General features: G+C 72.0%; 13 protein-coding genes. 5 read left to right on the top strand and 8 right to left on the bottom strand.

Annotation, left to right across the window (positions count from 1 at the left end):
* Positions 1-25 precede the first annotated feature (25 nt).
* Positions 26-1150 (bottom strand): YlbL family protein, encoded by a 1125-nt coding sequence (locus QU602_RS06010; RefSeq protein WP_308799332.1) that lies wholly within the window; start codon positions 1148-1150, stop codon positions 26-28.
* A gap of 230 nt (positions 1151-1380) precedes the next feature.
* Here QU602_RS06010 and QU602_RS06005 point away from each other — a divergent pair, with 230 nt between their 5' ends.
* Positions 1381-2748, top strand: a complete 1368-nt coding sequence (locus QU602_RS06005; RefSeq protein ID WP_308800096.1) for a zinc-dependent metalloprotease — start codon at positions 1381-1383, stop codon at positions 2746-2748.
* Positions 2749-3567: 819 nt separating this feature from the next.
* Here the strand turns inward: QU602_RS06005 and QU602_RS06000 are convergent.
* Entirely contained in the window at positions 3568-5367 is a 1800-nt protein-coding gene (locus QU602_RS06000; protein ID WP_308799330.1) for an ATP-dependent helicase, read from the bottom strand.
* 13 nt (positions 5368-5380) lie between these two features.
* Positions 5381-6349 carry an NAD(+) diphosphatase gene (nudC, locus tag QU602_RS05995; protein ID WP_308799329.1) on the bottom strand — a complete coding sequence of 323 codons (969 nt, stop codon included), beginning with the start codon at positions 6347-6349 and terminating at the stop codon, positions 5381-5383.
* A 124-nt stretch (positions 6350-6473) separates the two neighbouring features.
* Between nudC and QU602_RS05990 the strand changes: the two genes are divergently transcribed.
* The gene (locus QU602_RS05990) at positions 6474-7664 is read left to right on the top strand and encodes a phosphotransferase (RefSeq protein ID WP_308799327.1); all 1191 of its coding nucleotides are present in this window, start codon (positions 6474-6476) and stop codon (positions 7662-7664) included.
* Positions 7665-8209: 545 nt separating this feature from the next.
* Here QU602_RS05990 and QU602_RS05985 read toward each other — a convergent pair.
* From QU602_RS05985 to QU602_RS05975, 3 genes are read right to left on the bottom strand one after another with little or no spacing between them, the layout of a single operon-like run.
* Positions 8210-11569, bottom strand: coding sequence for an ATP-dependent DNA helicase (locus QU602_RS05985; RefSeq protein WP_308799326.1), 3360 nt, complete (start codon positions 11567-11569; stop codon positions 8210-8212).
* Positions 11566-11763 (bottom strand): hypothetical protein, encoded by a 198-nt coding sequence (locus tag QU602_RS05980; protein WP_308799325.1) that lies wholly within the window; start codon positions 11761-11763, stop codon positions 11566-11568. The genes QU602_RS05985 and QU602_RS05980 overlap by 4 nt, the downstream gene beginning before the upstream one ends.
* Positions 11760-15119: a PD-(D/E)XK nuclease family protein gene (locus tag QU602_RS05975; RefSeq protein ID WP_308799324.1), complete on the bottom strand. Its 3360-nt coding sequence runs from the start codon at positions 15117-15119 to the stop codon at positions 11760-11762. Before QU602_RS05975 ends, QU602_RS05980 begins: the two co-directional genes overlap by 4 nt.
* 93 nt (positions 15120-15212) lie before the next feature.
* Here QU602_RS05975 and QU602_RS05970 point away from each other — a divergent pair, with 93 nt between their 5' ends.
* Positions 15213-15437: a DUF3107 domain-containing protein gene (locus QU602_RS05970; protein WP_308799323.1), complete on the top strand. Its 225-nt coding sequence runs from the start codon at positions 15213-15215 to the stop codon at positions 15435-15437.
* Positions 15437-15730: a hypothetical protein gene (locus QU602_RS05965; protein WP_308799322.1), complete on the top strand. Its 294-nt coding sequence runs from the start codon at positions 15437-15439 to the stop codon at positions 15728-15730. The genes QU602_RS05970 and QU602_RS05965 overlap by 1 nt, the downstream gene beginning before the upstream one ends.
* Positions 15731-15767: 37 nt before the next feature.
* On the opposite strand, the gene QU602_RS05960 is transcribed toward QU602_RS05965, so the two are convergent.
* Positions 15768-20327, bottom strand: a complete 4560-nt coding sequence (locus QU602_RS05960; RefSeq protein WP_308799321.1) for an RHS repeat domain-containing protein — start codon at positions 20325-20327, stop codon at positions 15768-15770.
* Between the two features lie 119 nt (positions 20328-20446).
* Between QU602_RS05960 and QU602_RS05955 the strand changes: the two genes are divergently transcribed.
* Positions 20447-20806, top strand: a complete 360-nt coding sequence (locus QU602_RS05955; RefSeq protein ID WP_308799319.1) for a hypothetical protein — start codon at positions 20447-20449, stop codon at positions 20804-20806.
* A 35-nt stretch (positions 20807-20841) separates the two neighbouring features.
* Here QU602_RS05955 and QU602_RS05950 read toward each other — a convergent pair whose 3' ends face one another.
* Entirely contained in the window at positions 20842-25320 is a 4479-nt protein-coding gene (locus QU602_RS05950; protein WP_308799318.1) for an RHS repeat domain-containing protein, read from the bottom strand.
* Positions 25321-25411 lie beyond the last annotated feature (91 nt).

The raw sequence follows: 25411 nt of genomic DNA, 5'->3' as shown, positions 1-25411 counted from the left end.
CATCCTAGGCGGGGCTGCCTTGGAATCAGCTGGCGGCGGTTTCGCAGGTGGGGAAGGCGCTGGTGTCGGCGCCCTCGCCGACCGCGTCGACGATCTGGCGGGCCTCGTCCAGCGTGGCGATGGCGAACACCTGCATGCCCTCCGGCACGTTGCCGACGACCTCACCACAGTTCGCCACGGGCGCGAGGAACCAGTCGACTCCGGCGCGATCCGCGCCCCAGAGCTTCTGACGTATGCCGCCGATGGCACCCACCACGCCGGCCGAGTCGATCGTGCCGGTTCCGGCGATCGACTCGCCGCCCGTCATCGCTCCCGGTGTGAGCATGTCGATGATGCCGAGTGCGAACATCGTGCCCGCGCTCGGCCCGCCGACGTCGTCGATGCGGATCTGCACGTCGACGGGGAGCTCGTAGTGCATCCGGACGCCCACGCCGAGCACCGTCACGCCGCCGCGGTCGACGGGCGTCACCTCGAGGGTGAGCGCCTCCTCGCCGCGCCGCACATCGAGCACGGCGGGGGTCTCGGTGCCGTGCTCGGCGATCGCGATCCGGAGCTCGTTGATCGAACGCACCTCGTTCCCGTCGACGCGGTCGATGACGTCCCCGTCTTGCAGCACGCCGACGGCCGGGCCGTCTTCGAAGACCCCGGCGATCGTCACCTCTCGGGGGAAGTCGTAGCCGAGCTGCACGAGCGCGCCCGCGATCGCGTCCTGCTGCGAGTTCACCATCGCCGCCGTGTTCCTCGCCGTGCGGTCCTCCTGCGAGACCCCCGGCGGGAAGATCTCCTCGAGAGGGATCGCCGACCGCGTGCGATCGAACCACGCGCCGATCACGTCGAGCCACCCGGGCGTCGCGCCCGGCCGGCCGTAGGCGCTCACGGTGGTCAGGTAGAGCGGGCCGTCGGTGGGGAACGTCTCGACGTCGGCGACCTCGATGAGCGGGACCTCTTCGCCGTCCTGGTCGGCGGTGCCGAGGGTGTCGTAGACGGGCCCGGGCGCCTGGATCACGTACGGCGACGGCAGCAGTGCGAAGACGATCCCGATGACGACGGCGATGCCCACCGCGATCCAGCCTGCGCGCTCGCGACGGCTGAGGCGACGCCGGGCCGAGGGTTCGGGCAGCGTCGAACGGGGGTCGTCGAAGAGGCTCATCGCATCCTTCCGCGATCGGGCGGCCTGGCGGGTGCGCGGCCCGCGCCGAGGCATCCGCTGTTCGCGACAGGCGGACGCCCGGATGCTCCAGCCTAGGCCATTTCCCAGGCTGCCCCCTGGGCGGCGGCGATAGCGTTGAGGCAGGTGATGGGGAGGTGGCTGCTGTGGCAGACCGCGATGGTGAGCGCGACGACGACCTCGGTCGGGAGCCCGAGGACGAGTTCCGCGACATGCTGAGAGAGCTGCTCGCAGGAGGCGGCGGGCTCGACGCCTCGCGCCTCGCCGGCGCAGCCGGCCTGCCGAACGACCCGGCCAGCCTTGCGGCGATCTTCTCGCAGCTCCAGCAGGCCATGAACCAGGCCGGCGACGGCATCGACTGGTCGATCGCGTTGCGCCAGGGCGAACAGGGTGCGGCGGCCGAGCAACGGCAGCTCACCGACGACGAGCGCGCGCGATACGACCAGGCGTTCCAGGTCGCCTCGCTCTGGCTCGACGAGGCGGTCGAGGTGTCATCCCTGCCGTCGGGCCCCGAGCTGCTCACGCGACGCTCGTGGGTCGCCTCGACGATGCCGGTCTGGACCCAGCTCGCCGAGCCGGTCGCGCTCAGCATCGCCGACTCGCTGACCCGGGTCATGAGCGAGCAGGCTCCCGAAGAGATGCGCAGCATGATCCAGGGCGCGAGCCGGATGCTCCGAGGTGTCGGCGGAACCCTCTTCGCGATGCAGCTCGGTCAGGTCGTCGGCCAACTCGCGAAAGAGGTCGTATCGGGCGGCGACATCGGCCTGCCGCTCATCGAAGACGGGCGAGCCGCGATCCTGCCGCAGAACGTCGCCGACTTCGGCGCCGATCTCGAGATCCCCGCCGACCAGGTCGAGCTGTACCTCGCGGTGCGCGAGCTCGCGCACGCGCGCCTGTTCCGGCACGCCCGCTGGCTCCGCCTGCACATGATCACCTCGATCACGACGTTCGCGCAGGGGATCGACATCGATCTCGATCGACTCGAACGGCTCGCCGACGGGTTCGATCCCGCGAACACCGACGAGCTCCGTGACGCGGTCGTGAACGGCGAGTTGATCCGACCCCGGAGCGAATCGCAGCAGGCCGCGCTCGACCGCCTCGAGACGATGCTCGCGCTCATCGAGGGCTGGGTCGACGTGGTCACCGCCGATGCCACGGCGCGGCTGCCGAAAGCCGCGCAGATCGCCGAGACGATCCGGCGGCGCCGCGCGTCCGGCGGGCCGGCCGAGTCGGCCCTCGCCACGCTCGTGGGTCTCGAGCTCCGCCCCCGCAGGCTCCGCGAGGCGGCCGCCATGTGGCGGGCCGTCACCGAGGCGGTCGGCATCGAGGGCCGCGATGCGATCTGGGCGCACCCCGACCTGCTGCCGACGAGCGACGACCTCGACGACCCGGGCGCACTCGTCGCGCGGCTGACCGGTGCCGGCGAGGCCGACACCGCCGCCGATGAGGAGTTCGATCAGGCGCTGCAGCAGCTGCTCCGCGGCGAGACCCCGGACGCCCCCGACGCCCCCGATTCGCCGGACACCCCCGATTCGCCGGACACCCCCGGGGCGACCGGCGACGACCCCGCGAAGGACTGAATCCGACCGCTTCGGATCACCTCCGATGCGGCGCCTGTGGATGAATCGTCCACCCGGTCCCGCCGATGCGGCATGCTCTCCGCATGCCGCCGCGGATCGATCCCTCCCTCGCCATCGTGTGGCGCAGTGAGCATCAGCTGCAGTTCGGTGCGCCGGAGGCGCGTGCGGTCCTCGACTGCCCGCACCGTCTCCAGCTCGACCTGGTCCACCTGCTCCGGCACGGTGCCGCGATGGAGACGCTCGAGACCATCGCGGCGGCAATCGGCGCCGGCCCCGATGACGTCAGGGTCGTGCTGACGGCGCTCGCGCCCGCGCTCCTGCCGACGGTGTCTCCCGGGCCGAAGCGGCCCCGCCGCGACCCCGCGCCGGTGGTGGTCACGGGCGACGACCGTACGGCGATCACCATCGGCGGCGCGCTCGGGCTTCTCGGTCACCGGGTGATTCGAACGCCGACCGGCGCACCGCTGCTCGCCACCGAGCCCGCCCGCATCGTGGTGCTGATCGAGGACCGGGTCATCCCACCGTCCCTGCATCTCCCGCTGCTTCGGCGTGACCTGCCGCACGTGCCGATCGTCTTCGGCGACGGCAATGTCACCGTCGGGCCACTCGTCGTCCCCGGGGCATCCGCCTGCCTTCGCTGCGTCGACCTGACGCGACGCGACGCCGACGACGCCTGGCCGCTGATCGCGGCCCAGCTCACGCAGCAGCGCCCCACGGTGCGCGCGGCACGGCTCGAGCTGGCGGCGGCGGCCTCGGCCGTACGCGCCGTCGATGCGCGACTGACCGGGCGTTCGTCGGCGCTCGACGGCATCGCCGAGATCATCCCTCCCGACGGTTCGCGCCCTCGCCGCCTGGCGTACGCCCCGCACCCGGAATGCGGCTGCGGAGCTCATCCAGGAACCGCGACGGCTCACGGTCCCCTCGCGATCCGCCCGCGCGCCGCGCCCAGCTCAGCTCGAGGCGGCGGCGTGCCCGCGTGACGCCGACGTAGAGCAGCCGCCGCTCCTCGTCGATGGCGGCGAGCCCCTTCGCGTAGGCGATCGGCAGCAGCCCCTCCGAGAGGCCGACGAGGTACACCTCGTCCCACTCGAGGCCCTTCGCCGAGTGCAACGTCGCCACGGTCACGGCCTCGAGCGTCGGCTCGTGATGACTCTCCGCACGTGCCCGCAACTGATCCGTGAACGCCCGGAACGTGGTTCCCGCCGGGGCGTCGTCGACGAGCCGCGCGATGGCGTTCAGCGATTCCCACCGTGAGCGCACCGCTCCCGGGCCATCCGGCGCCTGGGCCGACCAGCCGAGCGAGCGCAGTACGTCGCTGACCGACTTGAACAGCGGCTCGTCCGCGGGCGCGAGCGAGGCCGCGCGCAGCGTGTGCACCGCCTCGCGCACCTCGGGCCGGTCGAAGAACCGCTGCGCCCCGCGCACCCGGACCGGCACGCCGGTCTCTTCGAGCGCCTGCTCGTACAGCGCCGACTGCGAGTTCACCCGGATGAGGACGGCGATGTCCTGCGGTTTCGTGCCGGCATCGATGCGGTCGCGGATCCGGCGAGCGACGGCGCGCGCCTCGGCGAGGTCGTCGGGGAACGCGGTGACCTCGGGCTCCCCCGCGCCGGGCGCGTTCGCACGGCCACCGAACGTCGCGCCCGCCCCCGAGGCATGCGCCTGGAGTCGCAAGGCGCCCTCGCGACCTCGCATGAGCCGATTGGCGGCCTCGACGATGGGCGCCGTCGACCGGTAGTTGTGCTCGAGCCGCACGATCGTCGCACCGGGGAAGCGACGCTCGAACCCGAGCAGGTACTCCGACGACGCACCCGCGAAGGAGTAGATCGTCTGGCTCGCGTCGCCGACGACGCAGACGTCACGCCGGTCGCCGAGCCAGGCCTCGAGCAGACGCTGCTGCGCCGGCGAGACATCCTGATACTCGTCGACGACGAAGTGCCGGTACTGTTCGCGCACCTGCATCGCGACCGACGGCTCCGACTCGATCATGCCCGCGGTCGCAAGCAGCACGTCCTCGAAGTCGAGGCTGCGCCGCTCGTCCTTGAGCTGCTCGTACGCCTGCATGAGCGCGAGATGCTGCTCGACGGACAGCGATCCCGGCGCGCCCCGCGAGGGCAGGCGCTGCTCGTATTCTGCGGGGCTCAGCAGCTGGACCTTGCGCCACTCGATCTCGGCCGCGACGTCACGCAGCGTCGCGGTGTCGACCCTGACCTTCGCGCGCTCGGCAGCCTGGCCCAGCAGTCGCCCCTTGAACTCGAGCACGCGTGGCGCCGACCCGCCGACGACGAGCGGCCAAAAATGCCCGAGCTGGGCGAGGGCCGCGGCGTGGAACGTGCGTGCCTGCACGGCGCCCGCACCGAGCGTGTGCAACCGGCCGCGCAGCTCGGCGGCGGCGCGCGCGGTGAAGGTCAGCGCCATCACACGCTTGGGGTCGTAGGCGCCCGACGCGACGCCGTACGCGATGCGGTGCGTGATCGCGCGGGTCTTCCCGGTACCGGCACCGGCCAGCACGCAGACCGGGCCGATGAGGGCCTCGGCCGCCACGCGCTGCGCGTCGTCCAGCGCGTCGAGCAGCGGGTCGGCGGCGACGGAGGACGACGGGGCGGATGACTCGGTCATGGGCTCGTCAGGCTCATCGGCTCGCCCACGGCGCCGTGTGTGCCTCGAGCGGCCCGCCGAACCATCGTTCGAGCAGCCAGCGGGCGATCGAGGCGGGCCCCGGCAGCACGACCTCGTGCGTCGCCGCCCTGAGCTCTTCGCGGCTCAGCCACCGCAGCTGCAGGATCTCTTCGCCGTCGGGCTCCGCCTCGGCCGGGTCGACGCCCGCGGCGACACGCGCCGTGAAGCCGAGCATGATGCTCGCGGGGAACGGCCACGGCTGCGACGCGGCGTACTCGACCCGGTCGACCGCGACGCCCGCCTCCTCGCCGATCTCGCGCACCACGGCGGCCTCGAGCGACTCGCCCGGTTCGACGAAGCCGGCGAGCAGCGAGAACCGCCGCTGCTCCCACAGCGCGTTGGAACCGAGCAGCACCCGGTCGGAGTCGTCGGTGACGAGGACGATGATCGCGGGGTCGGTCCGGGGGAAGTGCAGGCTCTCGTCGACGGTGCAGCGCCTGGCCCAGCCGGCCTGCACGGGTTTCGTGACCGCCCCGCAGCGTGGGCACCGCGGGTGCGTCCCATGCCAGTTGGCGAGCGCGACCGCCTCGGTCGCGAGCGCGGCATCGCGGTCGTCGAGCACCGGGGCGAGATCGCGCAGGCCCGCCCAGCGGGCCGCCTCGGGCTCGATCAGGGCGGCGGATGCCTCGTCGAACACCCGCACCTCGATCGGGGCCCCGGCCGAGGCATCCGACCCGCGCACGATCGTGAGTGTGCGCCCGAGGTAACAGCGCAGGGTCGCTTCGGGCAGCACAGAGGGGTGTCGCAGGTCGAGCCCGAGCGGCGACCCATCGACCTTCTCCGCGATCAGCAGCCGATCGCCGTGGATGATGACGACGCGCGCGGCCGGGTCGGCGTCGAATCGCGAGCCGAACGAGTCATCGGCGCGGGCGAGGCCATCGCGATCGATGGCGGCGCGTGCGAGCGGAGGAACGGCGTGCACGGCTGCGATCACCTCTCACTCGGCTTCGGACGGAGTCGGCGGGAAGGCGTGGCGGTCGCCTGCTGCACGAGGATGCCTGCTTAAGCTGTGTGCCATGGCCAGACCCCCACTCACTCTAGCCGCGTTGGCCACGGCGGCGGTGCCCGGGCTGACGGTCCAGGCCGCCGGCGCACACACGCGCCACGCGCAGGGCGACTACGACGCCGTCCGTCTCGTCGCCACCGACGGCCGGAAGCTCATCATCCGCGCTCCGCGGTCGCAGGCCGCCGAGTCCGAGCAGTCGGCCGATCTCGTCGCGCTGCGTTCGCTCACGGCCGGAATCCGCTCGCGACTTCCCTTCGACCTGCCGGCGTTCGTCGGTCAGGCACCCATCGACGGCACCCGCGCGATCGTCACCGACTTCGTGCCCGGCAGGCACCGCACGGCCGATGAGCTCACCTCCGAGATGCGCCTCGCGGAGTCCGTGGGACTCGCGATCGCCGCGATCCATGCGCTGCCCACCGGGTTCGTCGCGGACGCCGGGCTGCCCCGGCGCACCGCCGCTGAGAGCCGCGACGAGGTCATCGCCCTCGTCGGCCGCGCCGCCGACACCGGGCGGCTGCCCGCTGCGCTCCTGCGGCGCTGGGAGGAGGCGACCGACGACGCGGCGCTCTGGCGGTTCGAGCCGACGGTCATCAACGGGTCGCTCGGCGCGGAGTCGATCCTCGTCGACGGCGACCGGGTCACCGGCGTACTGGGGTGGGCTCGACTCGCGGTCGGCGACCCCGCGCGCGACCTGCACTGGCTGCTGACCTCGCGCGGAGCGGCGGCCGAGCGGGCGCTCGAGGCGTATCTCGCCGGCCGCGAGGGCGCGGCCGACGAGCATCTCCCCCGCCGTGCGCTGCTCTACGGCGAGCTCGAGCTCGCGCGCTGGCTGCTCCACGGCGTGGACACGCACGACGAGTCGGTCGTCGAGGATGCCGTGGTGCTGCTCGACGGGCTCGTGGCAACCGTGCACGACCGGTCCAGCGAGCCGCTCGCCGCGCAGACCGGCCCGATTCTCACGGTCGGCGACGTGGAGCGGCTGCTCGACGGCACCCCGCGCGGCCACGTGCCGCGAGAGGCCGGCGGTGCGCTGCTCACCGACAGCTATGACTTCTCGGACCTGGAACGGGTCGGCGAGATCGAGCAGGTCTCCGCCGACGCGACCGCGCCGATCCCGCTGGACCTCAGCGACTGGGGCGACGCGGCTCCGGGCGGTGACGACGAGCCATCCCGCGGCGAGCCGCCGGCCGGCGACCGTCCCGCGGGCGAGCGCCGCAGCGACACCGCCTGAACGTGCGGCCCACGTTGTGAACGTGCCTCCCACGGTCTGAACGTGCCTCCCACGTTCTGAACGTGCCTCCCACGTTCTGAACGTGCCTCCCACGTTCTGAACGTGCCTCCCACGTTCTGAACGGGCCTCCCAGGTTTCCTTGCTCAGGAACCCCGAGGCCGCCGTCGGTGCGCCAGCGCGCGACACGCCGCATACCCGCCCGAACTTCCTGAGCAAGAAACGCCGCGGCCGCGGCAGCAGCCATACCCATACCCATACCCATACCCGCGCCCGCGCCCGCGCCCGCGCCCGGGACCGCGCCCACTGCCACGCGCGGCAATTCCTTGCTCAGGAATCCCGAGATCCCGGCCGGCGCGTCTGCGCGCGACACGCCGCACACTCGCCCGATCTTCCTGAGCAAGAAACACCGCGGACGCGGCACCGCATGAGTACGCCGCCGCCGTCGCGCCAGCTCTGACTGAGCGCGCGGGGTCGGCTGGCGGGCCGCGGCACACGTGGCGCGACGAACGCCACGCAGGCGACGCGGTGGGCAGCGGTGTGGTCGGCTACCGGTCGACGGCCGCCGACTGCACCGCGTCGGTCCATGCTCGGCGCAGCTCGGCCTCGTCGAAGATCGCGTCCGGGCGAATGACACGGTCGTCCTCGACGAAGTAGAAGCACGCGTCGATCTCGTCGGCGGGCACGCCCGCCCAGCTCGCGTAGGCGAGGCGGTAGAGCGCGAGCTGGGTCTGCTTCAATTCGAGGTCGCGCGCGTCGCGCGGCGCTTTGCCGGTCTTCCAGTCGACCACCTGATAGCGGATGCCCCGGCCACCGAGCTCGCTCGCCGGGTCGACGCGATACACGGCGTCGAGCTTGCAGACGAACACGTGCTCGCCGATCGGCAGATGGAGCTCGAGCTCGACCGCGTCGGGTTTGCGGTCGCCCCACTCCGAGCGAGCGAAGGTCGCCTGGAGCTCGCGGAGTCGAGCGGGCGCGGGGTCGTCGAGGCGCTGCGCGTCCTCGTCGTCGTCCCAGAGCCGCTCGTCGAGCGCGTGCCCGCCGAGCGCGTCGATCGCCTCGGCCTCCCCTTCGCCGGTGGCGCGGTGCTCGACCCAGCGGTGGAAGAGCGTGCCGAGCCGGGTCGCCCGGTACGGGCGCTGCGGCATGGGGCGGCGCAACTCGTCGGCCACGGCTGCCGCGTCGTCGACGTAGTCCTTGAACCGCGAGGCGGGCACGCGGGCCGGAATGACCGCGCCGCCCGGGCCGAGCTGGCGCCGGCGGCGCTCCTCGAGCAGCAGGTCGAGCTCGCGGCGCAACCCGGGGCCGATGCCGGCGCCGCTCGGACCTTCGGCAGCCGACCGGACCGCCGCTGCTGAGGCTTCGACGGCATCTCGACGGGCGCCCAACGGGTCGAGCGGCCAGCGAATCGTCTCGACCTGGTCGGCGAGCGGGTTCTGCTCGTGCTCGGAAGCGGCTGGCAGCACCGCAGGGTCGATGAGGCGTGCCTGCGCGAGCTCGCGAAGATACGGGCTCGGCTGTCGCGGCGTCTTCTGCGTCGCCCAGAAGGATCCGGTGAGCAGCAGGTCGTCGCGGGTGCGGGTCACGGCGACGTAGGCGAGCCGCCGCTCCTCTTCGGCGTCTCGCGCCGCGTTCTCGGCGCGGAAGGCGGTGACGGCCTCGTCGAACTCGTGCTGGCTCTGCGAGCCGCGCCAGACGAGTTCGGGAAGCTCTTCGCGATCACCCTTGAAGTCGTTCGGCAGCTCGCCGAGCGCGAGCCATCCTGCGGTGGTGCGCGGCTTCGCCGGCAGCTCGTCGTCGACCATGCGCGGGATGGCCACGACCTCCCATTCGAGCCCCTTCGACCCGTGGATGGTGAGCACCTGTACGGCACCCGGCTCGGGCTCGTCTTGGCGGGGTGCGAGACGGTCGCGCTGCTCGGCCTCGGTCAGCCAGCCGAGGAACGCACCGAGGGTGGGCTGTTCCGAGACCTCGACGAATCCCGCGAGCAGCTCGTCGAACGCGTCGAGGCTCGGGCGCCCGAGCGGCTGGTCGCCGTTGGCGGCGACCTCGATGTCGAGCAGCAGCTCTTGCTGCACGAGGGCGACGAAGTCGACGAGGCCGAGCCCGGCCCGGCGGCGGAGCGACTGCAGCTGCGCACCTGCGCGGCGCAGACGGCCGAGGGCGGTCGGGGTGAACCCGGCGAGCGCGCGGTGGGTGTCGGGGGTGGCGAGCAGGAAGTCGAGCGCATCGACGATCGAGGGCGACTCCTCGGCCGCGATGGATGCGCGCAGACCACGTCGCACGTCGTCGGGGAGCCGGCGGCTCGCGGCGTCGCGCTCGGCGAGCCACCGCGCGAGCGAGCGCAGGGCCGCGAGGTCGGCCGTGCCGATGCGCCAACGCGCCCCTGCCAGCAGCCGGATCAACTCGGCGCCCGCCGTCGGGTCGTGCAGCACGCGCAGCGCGCACACGAGGTCGGCGATGACCGGCTGGTCGAGGAGACCCGCGACGCCGAGCACGTGCACGGGCACGCCTCGCGCACGCAGGGCCTGCGTGAAGAGTCCGACGTGGGCGAACGTGCGGCAGAGCAGGGCACCGGTCCGCGGGGTGACACCCGATAGGCCGCTCGCGGGGGCTCGCTCCGGCAGGATGCGCGCGGCGAACCACTCCGCCACCTGCGCCGCTTCGTCTTCGATCGTCTCGTGCCAGGCGACCTCGACGCGGCCCGCGGTCGCGAACGGCGACGGGGCGAGCGGGGCTTTCTCAACCCCTGAGTCGAGCGGCGCGATGAGCGTGTTCGCGGCGTCGAGCACGATGCGCGGGTTGCGCCAGCTCGTCGAGAGGTCGAAGGTCTCGGCGTCGCCGCCGAAGTCGCGGCCGAAGCGGGCGAGGTTCGCGGCGCTCGCGCCGCGCCATCCGTAGATCGACTGGTCGGGGTCGCCGACCGCCATGACCGGCGTGCCCGCGAAGAGGGTCGCGAGCAGCTGGGTCTGCACGACGCTCGTGTCTTGATACTCGTCGAGCAGCACCGACCGGTACCGCTCGCGGTAGCCGGCAACCACCTCGGGGTGCTCCCGGCAGATGGTGAGCGCGAGCGCGACCTGGTCGCTGAACTCGACGTACCCCTTGTCGCGTTTGGCCGCGGCGTAAGCGTCGGCGAGCTCGAGCAGCGGCGGCAGCGCATCGACGACGCCGAGCGCCTTGGTGAAGGACTCGAACGGCGTGCGCTTGCGCGGCCGGCCGATCGGCAGGTCCGCCATGGCCAGGAAGTCGCAGGTCCAGGCGAGCACGTCGCGCTGGTCGGCGACGTTCTCGGCGAGCGCGCGGCTCAGCGAGAGCACCGCCGAGGTGACCCGGTCGAGGCTCAGATCCAGGTCGATCAGGCGCGGGTCGTCGGATGCGGCGGCGACCTGCCGCGCGAGCTGCCATGCGGATGCCTCGCCGAGCACCGCCGCGTCGGGCTCACGCCCGATGAGCAGGGCGTGCTCGCGGTAGATGGCGCTCGCGAACGAGTGGTACGTGCCGACGGCCGCGCCCTCGAGCGGGTCGAGCTCGAGCTCGGCGATGCCGCCGTCGACGAGCTGCCCGACGCGTTCGCGGATGCGCTCGGCGAGCTCACCGGCCGCCTTCCGGGTGAAGGTGAGCCCGAGGACTTCCGGCACGTCGACGTGACCGTTGGCGAGCAGCCAGACGACGCGGTTCGCCATGGTCTCGGTCTTGCCGCTGCCGGCGCCCGCCACCACGAGATGCCGGCCCGTCGGATCCGCCTCGATGACCGCGCGCTGCTCGGCCGTCGGCGCGTGGAGGCCGAGCCGCTCGGCGATCTCGGGTGCCGAGATGTGCGCGACCGCCGGCGCGGAGGCGGACGCTGCGGGGACGGCCGCACCGCGCATGGGCGCACCGATCCCCTGGGCGGCGGCGCCGATCACCCGAACACCTCCGACGCCGAGATGCGCGGGGCCGCCGACGCTGGTGCGGAGGTGCCGGATGCGGGCGTACTGGATGCGGACGCGCCGGGTCCGTGCGCGGTGCCACTGGCGGCGCCGGTCACCGACGCGCTCGGCCAGAGCGCGCCGAGGACGAGTGCGGTGGCCCCGGCGGCCTCGGCGGCCCCGTCGCTCACGCGGACACCGCCGGGACGACCTGGACCCGGTACTGCCACGCGGCGAACCGCGATCGGAACGGCAGCTCGGCCGCGGTCTCGAACTCGGCGGCGGCCATCGCGCGTGAGACGCGGTCGAGTCGCTCGAGGAAGGTTGCCTCGGCCTCGTCGTCGAAGGGCTGTTGCGCCTTCTCGGTGTAGCCGGTCGCCGAGGTGGGCTTCGCGACGTAGACGAGCTTTGCGCCGCCGAGCACGCCGCCGTTCGGCACCTCGCCCGCGCGTGCGGCGAGCTGGTAGGCGGCGAGCTGAGGGTGCGCCGCCGTCTCGGCGGCGGTCGGCGGCCTCGACCCCGTCTTGAGGTCGACGATGACGGTCGTGCCGTCGGCCGACGCTTCGACCCGGTCGATCGTGCCGGTGAGCTTCGCCCGCCCGGCGACGAGCGTGAAGCGGCCTTCGGCGCCGAGCAGCACCTTGCCGTCGTCGGCGAACGCGGCGAGGTACGCCGCCGCACCCTCGGTCATGCGCCGCGCCCCTCGCCGTTCGCGTTCGGCGACCCAGCCGGCCTCGAACCGCAGTGTCGCGAGCCGCGCCTCGACGTCGGCCCAGAGCGTCTCGACGCTCGTGTCGCCGTCGGCGCGTTCGCCGGCCGCCTCGACCACGGCGTGCACGATCGTGCCGATCGACGCGGCGATGCCCGAGGGTGGCGAGGCGACGTGATCGACGAACCAGCCGAGCCCCGACTCTTCGGCGCGGTCGATCTGCGACGGTGAGACGTCGACGAGGGCCTCGGGGTCGCCGTCGAGGTCGACGAGCGGCGCGGTCGTCGACGGTTCGCGCAGCCCGTACCACTCGTCGGGGTGCGCACCCGGGATGCCCTCCTCGGCGAGCAGCGCGAGCGCGGCCGCGGCCTCGCCGGCCGGCGTCGTCGCAGACTCGCGCCGCAGCGCGCCGACCAGACCGCGGAGGTGCAGCGGTCGGCGTCGAGACGGCCGCACGCGCTCGGGCGCGTAGGCCATGAGCACGGACGGCTGCTCGTCGTCGTTCGCGGTGCACGAGAGCACGAGCTGCCGCTTCGCCCTCGAGATGGCGAGCGCGAACAGGCGCAGCTCGTCGCTGCGCACCGAGGCGCGGGCTTCGGCCACGCCCTCGGGCTGCGGCGCGGGCTCGCCCGCACGCACGGCGGCGACCGCGCGGGGCAGCAGCGCCGAATGCAGCAGCGTGCCGCGCGGGCGCAGGTTCGGCCAGACCCCCTCTTGCAGCCCGGCGACCACGACGAGGTCGAACTCGCGGCCGACGAGCGCGGCCGGCGTGCCGACGAACACCGACTCGGCGCTCCGCTGCGGCGCGAGCGAGTCTTCTGGCAGCTCGCTCGCGAGCACCTCTTCGACGAACCGGCCGGCCGGCGCACCGGGCTCGCGCTCGACGAACCGCTGCGCCGAGGCGAACAGCGCGACGGCGGCGTCGAGCGCGCGGTTCGCCTCGTCGGCGAGCACCCCGGTGCCCGCGGCCTGCGCGGCCCACTCGGTCGCGAGCCCGCTGCCCTCCCAGAGTGCCCAGAGCACCTCTTCGATCGTGCCGCCGCGGCCCGCGACGCCTCGCGCGCCGGCCAGCAGCTTGGCGAGCCGACCCGCACGACGGGCCGGCGCGGCATCGATGGTCTCGAACCCGCCGGGCGCGCCGAGCGCGTCGACGAGCAACTCGTCGGCGGTGCGGTCGCCCTCGGCCGCGAGCTCTTCATGCCGGAGGGAGAGCCGCAGGCGACGCAGACCGACGGCATCGAGCCGGCCGAGCGGGCCGGTGAGCAGCGCGACCGCGAGCTCGGCGCTGAGCGGCTCGCGGCCGAGCGCGAGCGAGGCCGCCGAGAGCAGTGCGGCCGCGGCCGGGGCATCCCGCAGCGGCATGCGTGCGACCGCACCCGCCGTCGGCACGTCGGCGAGCGCGAGCCCGCGCTCGAATGCAGGGACGTCGCCGCCCGAGCGAAGGACGACCGCCATGCCCGACCAGGGGATGCCGCCGAGCAGATGCCGCTCGCGCAGCAGCGCCGCGACCGACTGGCACTCGGCGGCGTGCGACGGCGCCTCGATGCCGAGCACCGGCGCCTGCGCCTGCGCCTGCGCCTGCGCCTGCGCCTGCGCCTGCGCGGAATCGTCGCTCCCAGCCCGGGTCACAGCCACGTCGGCCGCGCCTACGCCGGCCGCGCCCACGCCGGTCACAGTCACACCGGCGACCGCCACACCGGTCGCGCCCGCACCGGTCGCGGCCTCGCGGCTCGCACCCAGGTCCGTCGCGCCCAGATCGGCCACGCCCAGCTCGGCTGCGGCGACGTCGACCGCGACCTGCTCGACCGCGACCTGCGCCGCACGATGCGTTCCGCCGAGCGCGGTGCCGATGCGGGCCGTGACGTCGGCGACCACGCCACGCAGCTCTGGCCGCCCGCGCCACACCCGCTCGAGCTCGATGCGCTCGACGGCCTGGCCGGGCAGCAGCCGGCCGAGCGAGCCGAGCAGTTCGGGCCGGCCGCCGCGGAACCCGTTGCTCGCGACGTCGGGGTCGCCGAGCGCGATGACCGCGACGCCGCGCGCGGCGAAGGCGGAGAGCAGCGTGGCGGTGGCCTGGGTCGCCTCTTGCGCGTCGTCGACGACGATGAGGCGCAACCGGGCGAGGGTGCCGAGCACGGATGCCTCGGGGTCGGCCGCGCGTACGACGGCAGCGGCGTACGCGCCGAGCTCGGCCGAGTCGAACTGCGCGCCGCGCACGAGCTCTTTCACGTCGGCGTACTCGTTGAGGAACGCGCCCGCGGCGACCCACTCGGGCCGCCCGGCGGCCTCGCCGAGACGGCGGAGCGCCGGGCCGTCGACGCCGTGCTCGACCGCGCGCATGAGCAGCTCACGGAGTTCGGCACGGAACCCGCGCAGACGCCGCACCTCGTCGATGAACGGGTCGGGCCACACCGGCCCGCCGCCGTCGCTCACGCCACCCTCGAGCAGCTCGGCGATGAGCTGATCGTGCTCGGACCCGGTGAGCAGGGTGACTGGCGCGCCGGTCGCCGCGCGCACGAGCTGGAAGGCGATCGAGTTCGCGGTGCGCGCGAGCGGGCCGCGCGTGGTGAGGCCGAGTCGCACCGCGAGCCGGTCGCGCAGCGCCGTCGCCGTGGCCCGGCTCGCGGTGAGCACGAGCACCTCGTCAGGCTCGTACCCCCGTCGTTCGACTCGATCGGCGACGAGCTCGACCGCGAGCGTCGTCTTGCCCGACCCCGGTGCGCCGAACACCGCGGCCGACGTGTCGTCGGCGAGCGTGAGCGCCCGCCGCCAGGCGGCATCGTCGAGGATGTGCGCGCCGGTCGCAGCGGTCTCGAGGAGCGTGGTGCCGAGGTGCATGCCGTCACCATAAGGGGTTCTGCCGACAGTGAACGGTCGGACGCTCCATGCAGCGGTGTCATAGTCTTGGCAGCACCGACAGAAAGGCAGACAGTGGACGTTCGCATCGGCATCCAGAACTCCCCCCGTGAACTCGGTTTCGAGTCGTCCCAGACGGCCGCCGAGATCCAGCAAGCCGTCGAGACGGCGCTTTCGGGGCAGTCGGCGGTGCTGAACCTGACCGATTCCAAGGGCAACGTCTACGTCGTCCCGGCCGCCGCGCTCGCCTACATCGAGATCGGTTCGGAGGAATCGCGCCGCATCGGGTTCGTCGGCTGATGGAGCTCCTGTTCGTGACGCTCGGCGGCGCCATCCTCGGGGCCATCGCGCGGTACGCGCTCCCCCGCCGCCACTTCTACGGCACGGTGCTCGTGCCCGCCATCGGCGCCGGCGTGGCCGCGGTCGTCTGGGTCGCGCTGACCTGGCTCGGCTGGGCGTGGGACGGCGGATGGATCTGGGCCGTCTCACTCGTCGCAGCAGGCCTCGCCTCCGTGGCCACCCCGCTCGTCCTCGGCCCACGCCGCGAGCGCGCCGACGCCGCGCTCTTCACGCGCCTCGCGAACGCGCGCTGACGGGCATGCCCGCGGCGAGTACTCGACTTGCCTTGGGCTAGTACTTGAGCACATGCGTCCGCACCAGATCATGGAAGACGGTCACCGCCTCGGCGAATTCTTCCGCCTGCGGCGGCAGTTGGGCTGATCTCTGGAACACGTCGTCCGCATGCAGGCGGAGATAGTCGATCCAGTAATTCGCATACGCCATGTCCGCGGCGAGTCGTTCCGGCATCTCGAGCCCACCCGCCTCGATGGCGGCGAGGAGCGTGTTGTCGAGCTTGTTCAGAGGGCGAAAGTCGACGGCCTCGCCGACATGGTAGATCGCCCAAGATAGCTTCTCGTCGATCATGCCTCTCGGCAGATTGTCTCGACGGCGTCCCATTTCATCGAGTACGTCCTTGACGATTTCGCGTCGCAGCCTCATGTCCGTCGGCGACGCGTTGAGCAGTCTCGCCACGTCCTCACCGAGCGGCACCTCCGTCGTATAGAACACGGTGGTGTTCTTCGCGTCCCTGAACTTCTGAGCCGGCGTCCTCGGGTCGACCTTCGCAGTGCTCGGTTGACCAGAGACAACGGTCGGTTTCTGTACTTGCACCGGCACTACGACCACATTCTGGCCTTGGCCAACACCCGCTTGGTTCAGATCTGCGTCATTGAGCGGGGCCTGCTGGGCCTGCTTGATGTCGTCTGCGGGGGCATCGTCTGCCTTGAGCACGACCGGAGCGCTCGCGGCGCCCGCGGTTCGGCTGAGGTACTTGCCGATCCCGCCGAGTGCGAGCCCGCCGAGGGCGAGCCCGGCGCCGACGCCGAGCGCTTCGTCCTCCGACATGAACCTCGTGCCGGTGACGAGTGACGCGATCTCGACGCCGCTGAAGACCGCGTCGCCGGCTCCGAAGAGCGCGGATGCCACACCGAACACCATCAGCCCGAGTCCACCGCCGCTGAACGCACTGCCGAGCGCGAGCGCGGCACCGGCGAGCCCGCCGAGCATGCCGAGGCCGTTCATGAAGATCGCGAACCCGTCCTTGATCGCGTACCGGCCCGACGGGTCCACGAACATGATCGGGTTCGCGTTGGTGTACCCGTACAGATCATGCAACGACTCCACGTCCTTGCTCGTGAACCCCATGCGAGTCGGATCGTACGTGCGCTCCCGGAGGAACTGCGTGCCGTCGGCGTGGGTGTACTCCGACGCGTACTGGAACGGGTTGTACTCGAGCTGGCCGACGGCGCCGGTCTGCCCGGCCGCCGTCGCCGCGATCCCCTCGCTCGCGACCGCGACACCGTAGTCCGAGTACTCGTAGGTGCCCGTGATCGCGCCGGTGTCGCCTGTGAGCTCGGTGACATTGCCGTGCCGGTCGGTGCCGAAGTACTGCGTGCTCGAAGGCGCCGCGTCCGGGTGGGTGGTGCGCGCGTGGCGGGAGGCGCCGATCAGGTACGACGCGACGCCGCCGGCCAGCGCCTGGTCCGCGGTGACGTGCGTGTCGTTGATGAGCGCAGTACCGTCCCAGTAGTAGGTCGTGGACTCGGTCGACGTGGTTCGCGCCTTCCGGCTGCCGTCGGCCCAGTAGCTCGACTCGACGCGGGTGCCGTCGGACCTGACCTGGCCGGTCTGCCGGTTCGCGGCATCCCACTCGAACGCGGTCCCGTCGGCGGCGGTCGTCAGGTTGCCCGCCGCGTCATGAGCTTGGGTCGCGACCTGCGTGGTGCCGTCCGGGAGCGTGGTCGTGATCGCCTGGAGCTCGCCGACGGGCGAATACGTGAACTCCCGGGTCGTGACCGCTCCGGATGCCCCGTCTGTGGTGGTCTCGACCCCAACCTGTCCTGACACGGTGATGTCGTACCCCACCGTCTGCACGACGGGCGCGTCGGCGGCGTCGCCCTCGCGAATGGTCGACGAGGTGAGCCGGTTGAGATGGTCGTAGGCGTATTCGCGTCGCTCCACCTTCAGGTCACCGGATGCCTCGCCGGCGCTCCGATCGATACGCACCGTGAGGTTGCCCGTCGCGGGGTCGTACTCGTACTCCCGCTCCGCCTGCACCGACCCATCAGGCCCGGTCGTGATCTCGGACCTGATCTCGCCCGCACTGGTGAACGCGTACTCGGTGACCACGCCATTGCCGCGGGTGATCCGTGCAACCCGACCGTACTCGTCGGGCGTGTACCCGACCCGAGCGAACTCCTGCCCCGAGGCATCCGTCTGCACCACCCCGCTCAGGAACCCGTCCGCGGCATAGCCGTACTCGGACCGGTTGCCGGCGATGTCGGTCGTCGCGGTCTTCCTGCCGTGCCGGTCATACTCATGCTCGACCGTGGGACGATCCCCGCCGGCCTGCTCGGCCGGGTACTGCACCGTACGGACGTTGCCGAACCCGTCATGCGTGTACTCGATCTCGGTGCCGGCCCGGTCAGCCGGATCGAACACGCCGGTCACGCGGCCCGTGGTCTCGTCGGACGCGAATCCCGTCACGACCGACTGCTTCCCCGGCGCTTCGACGTGGACCTCGGTCACCGCCCTGGTCACGGCGTCGTAGGTGTACGCGGTCACCTGCCCGGCACTCGTGACGACTCGGGCGGGCAGCCCGTCGGCGGTGTACTCGTACCGGGTCGTGCCTCCGGCCTGATCGGTCTCGAGTACGGGCCGGCCCAGTAGATCGAGCTCGCGCGACCCACCCGAACGCGCCTCCCCGCCGACCGTCATGGTCTTCTCCAGGCTGGTGCCGAATGCGTCGAACCGTCGCTCCGCGATCAGAGGCTCCTCGGAAGCGGCGGGATCGGCGGGGCTCACGGTCGTGGTCGCCGGGTTCCCCTGGTTGTCGAACCCGACGTTCGTACGAATCGTGCCGTTGTCGGCCTCGATCTGACGGCCGAAGCCGTCGTAGACGGTCGACGTGACCGGCACCGGCACGCTGTCCGCGCGAACTCCGTCGGTGGCGATGACCCGGCCCGACGAGTCCAGGTGGGACGTCGAGATCTGCGCCGCGTCGGCGAGCCGACCGGTCGGGGTCGTCCCGGTCGTGACCGTGGCGGCGACATCGTCGTGATGGGTGACCTGCACCAGGCCGTTCGGCAGCGTCAGCTCGACGGGTCGACCGTGCACGTCCTGCTCGATCCGGGTGGTCGCACCCCAGGCATCGGTGGTCTCCTCGACCCCAGGCGCCGGGAACGCGTGCCGCTGGAACACCCGCACCTCACCGGCGACCGGGGCGCCGTCCGGGTTCAGGTTGTCGTGCCGCTGCACGACCCGTCCGAGCTCGTCGCGGACCTCGGTCACCGCGACCCCATCCGGACCCGTGACGGTGACCGCGTCGATGCCGTGCAGCTCGGGGGTCTGGTAGGTCGTGGTCGTGATCCGGTCCGCGGCATCCCGCGCCGAGACCATCCGGCCCAGCTCGTCGTACTCGTAGGTTTCGGTGCCGGCCCGCACCCCACCGGACACGTCCAGCGACCTGACCTCGGCCGCGACCGGCTTCCGGGCCAGATCGCCCACACCCACCGGGGCACCGTCGGGATAGGTCAGCTCCTGCTCCTGAACGGTCTGCTCACCCGCCGAAGACGACACCACGACCCGCTTACCCGCCAGCCGGCCCCACTCGTCGAACGAGGACACCACCCGCGTCTTCCCATCCGACACCTCGACCGAACGCGCACCACCCACCGCACCGGCCACCGCGCCGGGCACACTCGCCGCGTCCACGGCCGGCCACCCCGATGGCAGCACCCCGTCGAGCTGCCGCCACTCGCGGGCGCTCAACTCCGTGCCGGTGGCATCGGTGACCGCGACCCGGTCCACCCGGGACACCGCGTCCGTGTCCGACCGCCACGTCACCGTCGTCACCGCACCAGACCCGGACACCACCCGCTCCACCCGACCCGCCCGGTCGTAGCCGACCAGGCTGCGACCCCCGACCGGGTCGGCCACCTCGCTCACCCGGCTGTCGACCAGCTGCACCCGCCATTCCCCGGCGCCGCCGCCCTCGGCCGGCACATTCACCCCGGGTCGCACGAGGACCTCGCCGGGGTCGGACCAGTCCAGCTCGGTCACCACCCCATCCACACTCACCACCGACCCCAACCGGTGCGGGTTGCCGGCCACCCACCCCCAGTCCGACCGGTCCCCACCAGCGGCCACCTTCGCCACCGGATCCCCCGCCGCATTGAAATACGTGATCACCCCACCCAACTCATGCAACTCGAACGCATACGACTGCTCACCCACCACCCCATCCGCACGCCCCGGCAACACCCCACCCGGAACCTGCCGGAACACCACATCCGAGCCGCTGTACCCGAGCAATCCGGACGGCACCGAGTCGGCGGCCTCGAACACCCCGCCCGACGCCGGAGACACCCGCACCCCACCCTCAACCTCCACCACCGCGAACCCGAGCCCCCACCCGACCCCGAACCCATACCGATCCACCCCAACCCGCGAATCCCACCCCAACGACACCCCCGCAACCGGCACCACCACCCCGAACGACCCATCGACCTCGTTCACCACCCCCTCGAGCCCGTCACCCACCCCGAACGACCCCAACTCCACCACCGGCGGCACCCCCGGCTCCCCGGCCTCACCCGCCCACACCGGCGACACCACCCCCACCACCAACACCCCACACACCACCGCACCCACCACACCCAGACCCACACGCCCGACCCGATCCACCCGACCCACACCACGAACCTGCACGACATCCCCAAACCAAAACTGAGAATACAAGAATATCACTATTGACGAATCAGCCATACTCCGTAACGCCCGACACGGCGGCGCGGGCGGCGCGGGCGGCGCGGGCGGCCCGCGGCGCTGAACCGACGCTCGGCGGCGCCATCCTCGGCGCCATCGCGCGGTACGCGCTCCCCCGCCGCCACTTCTCCGGCACCGTGCTCGTGCCCGCCGTCGGCGCGGGCGTCGCCGCGATCGTTTGGGTCGGCCTGACCTGGCTCGGCTGGGCGTGGGACGGCGGATGGATCTGGGCCGTCTCACTCGTCGCAGCAGGCCTCGCCTCCGTGGCCACCCCGCTCGTCATCGGCCCGCGCCGCGAGCGCGCCGGCGCCGCACGCTCCACCCAACTCGCGAACGTGCGCTGACGCCGAGAGCGGCTCGCTCAGCGACGAGGTCGTACTTAGTACTTTCGAAGCAGCTCATGCGACGCATCGCGTGCGGCGATGAGGAGCTCGTTGAGATCGATCACGCTCCGGTCGGCGCGGACCTGGAACCGGCCGAACGGCACCGTACCCCGCACCAGCTTGTCCAGGATCGTCTGCACCTGGCCGATCTCGGCATTCGCGAGATGCGCTTTTGCCAGCGCTCGACTCACTTGTTCCGGCGACAGGCTGTCGAGCCAGCCGACCTTGGCGAGTTCGGCAGGCAGCCCCGTGAGCTTCGGATCGGCCAAACGCTTCTTGACGGAGCCGAGGATGCTCGCGACGGCCTTGATCAACGGAAGGTATTCTCCTGCCGACGCGACCTCGTAGGCCGCGTCGACCGCTCGTTGAACGGCCTGCAACGGAGTCATCGTCTCGGCTTTCGCTCCGCCCACCACGTGCGGGATCACCTCCTGATGGTTCGCGCGTGCCGACGCCGTGATCTTTTCGACGAAGTCCACGTCGACGCCGTCGGGGAGGGCGTCCTCGGTACTCGTCACGAGGTCCGTCTCGTACCACCTCGCGGTGGCTTTCGCGTTCTTGAGGTCGATCCCGGGCTGGCGAGCGAACAGTTTCACGCCGACTCCGACGAGGGTGTCGTGGAGACCGATCAGCGCGCCGCCGACGCCCAGGAACAGGCCGGCACCGGCCAGGCCGGCGCCGACGGCGAGGGCGTCCTCCTCGGACATGAATCGGGTGCCTGTGGCCATGCTGTAGGCCTCCACCGCCGTGAACACGGCGTCCGAGACACCGAACACCGCAGTCGTCACGCCGAGCGCCGTGAGGCCGATTCCGGCACCCCCGGTGGCGATGATTGCCGCGGCCGCACCGGCCAGAGCCAACACGATGCCAAGGCTGTTCAGGCCCAGCGCGATCTGGTCGAAGAGCGACATCCGACCCGATGGATCGACGAACATGATCGGGTTGGCGTTGGCGTACCCGTACCGGTCGTGCAGCGACTCCCGGTCCTTGCTGGTGAACGAGAGCTGGCGCGGGTCGTAGGTCCGCTCCCGCAGGAACTGGGTGCCGTCGGGGTGCGTGTACTCCGAGGCGTACTGGTACGGGTTGTGACTCAGCTGACCTACCGCCCCGAGCAGGGCCGCATCCGGCGCGACGATTCCGGTGCCGGCGGTCGCGACCCCGTAGTCCGAGTAGCGGTAGCTGCCGACCCCGGCGCCGGCCTCGTCGGTGAGCCCCGTCACGTTCCCGTGCCGGTCGGTGCTGTAGTACCGCGTCTCCACCGCATCCGCCTCCGCCTGTGTCGTGCGGGCGTGGCGGGACGCACCGATCAGGTACGACGCGACCCCGCCGGCCAGCGCCTGGTCGGCGGTGACGTGCGTGTCGTTGACGAGAGTCGTGTCGTCCCAGTAGTACGTGGTCGACCCGGCCTCCGTCGCCCGCGACTTGCGCAGGCCGTCGGCCCAGTACCGCGTGTCGATGCGGGTGCCGTCGGCCAGGATCTGCGCGATCTGCCGGTTCGCCGCATCCCACTCGTACCGCGAGCCATCGGCGGCCAGGGTCTTGCGGCCGTGCCGGTCGTACTCGTGCGCGATCGCAGGTCGGGCCGCGCCGGCATGTTCGGCCGGGTACTGCACCGTGCGGATATTGCCGAACCCGTCATAGCTGTAGGTGATCTCCGTGCCGACCCGTTCAGCCGGATCGAACACCGCCGTCACCCGCCCGGTGACCTCGTCATAGGCGTACCCGGTCACCACCGCCTGCTGCCCCGGCGCCTCCACCCGGACCTCGATCACCGCACGGGAGGTGTCGTCGTACGCATACGTCGTCACCTGGCCGGCACTGGTAGTCACCCGTTCGGGCAACCCGTCGACCGTGTACTCATACCCGGTGATGGCACCGACCTGGTCGGTCTCGGTCACCGTCCGGCCTAGCACATCGAGCTCACGTGACCCGCCTGAACGTTCCTGCCCGCCCGCGGACATGGTCTTCTCCAGGCTGGTGCCGAACCCGTCGAAGCGTCGCTCCGCGACCAGCGCGTCAGCCGCAGCAGCAGGATCCTCCGGGCTGATGGTCGTGGTCGCCGGATTCCCGTGGGCGTCGAACTCGACACTCGTGCGGGTCGCACCGTTGCTCGTCTGAAGCTCGCGACCGAACCCGTCGTACACCGTCGAGGTCTCCGGCACCGGCACGCCGTCCGCCCTGGTCCCGTCCGTGCCGGTCTCCCGGCCTGACACGTCCATCCGCGACGTCCTCACTTGCGCCGCGTCCGCCAACCGGCCCGTCGGGGTCGTCCCGGTGGTGACGGTGCCGTGCACGTCGTCGTGCTCGGTGACCTGGACCAGCCCGTTCGCGAGCGTCGCCCGGGCCGCCCGGCCGTGCACATCCTGCTCGACCCGGGTCGTCGCACCCCACGCGTCAGTGATCTCCTCGACCCCGGGCGCCGGGAACCCGTGCCGTTCGAACACCCGCACCTCACCGGCCACCGGGTCGCCGTCGGGGTTCAGGTTGTCGTGCTTCTGCACCACCCGGCCCAGCACATCCCGCACCTCCGTCACCGCGACCCCGTCCGGGCCGGTGACCGTGACCTGATCCCCGCCGAACCCGCCGAACCCACCATCCGCCGGCGCATACGCGGTGGTCGTGACCCGATCCGCGGCATCACGGGTCAACACCGGACGGCCCAGCTCGTCGTACTGCGCCGACGACATGCGGCCGAGCACATCGGTCGACTCCAACGCGCCGCCGTGCAGCAGCGAGGTCGTCGACGACGTGGACGCCGCCAGCTCAGTGCCGGCCGCGACCGTCTCAACCACCTCACGCACCCCACGCTCCAGATTGATGGTCTCGTCCCACCGGGTCACCACCGGCGCCGCACCAGCAGCACCGCTCGGGAACTCGCGCTGCTCGATGACCGCACCGCCTTCAACGGTGTACTCAGTGCGACCGGTCACCGTCGCAGCACCACCGGGCGCATGCATGGTCTGCTCGACAAGCACCGGCACGGTCCGGGTGTCATCCAGCGTCGTCTCAGTCGAGGTCACCGACCCATCCGGAGCGGTCGACCGCTCCGATACCGGCGACCCGACCGGCAGTAGCCGGCCCGTTGGGACCTCGGGGTCATACGCGCGCTCGAGCACGGTGCCGTCCGCGCTCGTCCGGCGGACCATCCGGCCCAGATCGTCGTACTCGTACGCTTCGGTGCCGGCCCGCACCCCACCGGACACGTCCAGCGACCTGACCTCGGCCGCGACCGGCTTCCGGGCCAGATCACCCACACCCACCGGGTCCCCGTCGGGGTAAGTCAGCTCCTGCTCCTGAACGGTCTGCTCACCGGCGGCGGAGGTCACCACGACCTGCTTACCCGCCAGCCGGCCCCACTCGTCGAACGAGGACACCACCCGCGTCTTCCCATCCGACACCTCGACCGAACGCGCACCACCCACCGCACCGGCCACCGCACCGGGCACGCTCGCCGGATCCACCGCCGGCCAGCCCGATGGCAGCACCCCGCCCACCTGCCGCCACTCGCGGGCGCTCAACTCCGTGCCGGTGGCATCGGTGACCGCGACCCGGTCCACCCGCGATACCGCGTCCGTATCCGACCGCCACGACACCGTCGTCACCGCACCAGACCCGGACACCACCCGTTCCACCCGACCCGCCCGGTCATACCCGACCAGGCTGCGACCCCCGACCGGGTCGGCCACCTCACCCACCCGGCCATCGGCCAGCTGCACCCGCCACACCCCAGCACCACCACCCTCGGCCGGCACATTCACGCCGGGTCGCACCAGCACTTCGCCGGGGTCGGACCAGTCCAGCTCGGTCACCACCCCGTCCACACTCACCACCGACCCCAACCGGTGCGGGTTGCCGGCCACCCAGCCCCAGTCCGACCGGTCCCCACCCGCGGCCACCTTCGCCACCGGATCCCCGGCCGCGTTGAAGTACGTGATCACCCCACCCAACTCATGCAACTCGAACGCATACGACTGCTCACCCACCACCCCATCGGCCCGACCCGGCAGCACCCCACCCGGGACCTGCCGGAACACCACATCCGAGCCCGCATACCCCAGCAGCCCTGACGGCACCGAGCCTGCGGCCTCGAACACCCCACCCGACGCCGGAGACACCCGCACCCCACCCTCGACCTCCACCACCGCGAACCCGAGCCCCCACCCGACCCCGAACCCATACCGATCCACCCCAACCCGCGAATCCCACCCCAACGACACCCCCGCAACCGGCACCACCACCCCGAACGACCCATCAACCTCGTTCACCACACCCTCGAGCCCATCCCCCACCCCGAACGACCCCAACTCCACCACCGGCGGCGCGCCCGGCTCCCCGGCCTCACCCGCCCACACCGGCGACACCACCCCCACCACCAACACCCCACACACCGCAGCACCCACCACACCCAGACCGACACGACCCACCTGATCAACACCACAAACCCGCACGACACGCTCCAACTCGTCATTGAGCAAGGCTTCAGTATATCAATATCGCAGCAGGTTCGGGGAAATGGAAAACTCCCTACGGGAACTCCGGCCCCCAGCGGTTGTCGTCACGATCTGC

Origin of the sequence: Agromyces protaetiae (assembly GCF_030866785.1) — a bacterium.
Taxonomy (GTDB): Bacteria; Actinomycetota; Actinomycetes; order Actinomycetales; family Microbacteriaceae; genus Agromyces; species Agromyces silvae.
The sequence above is the reverse complement of the archived record's forward strand: the minus strand, read 5'-3'. Positions and strand labels throughout refer to the sequence as shown.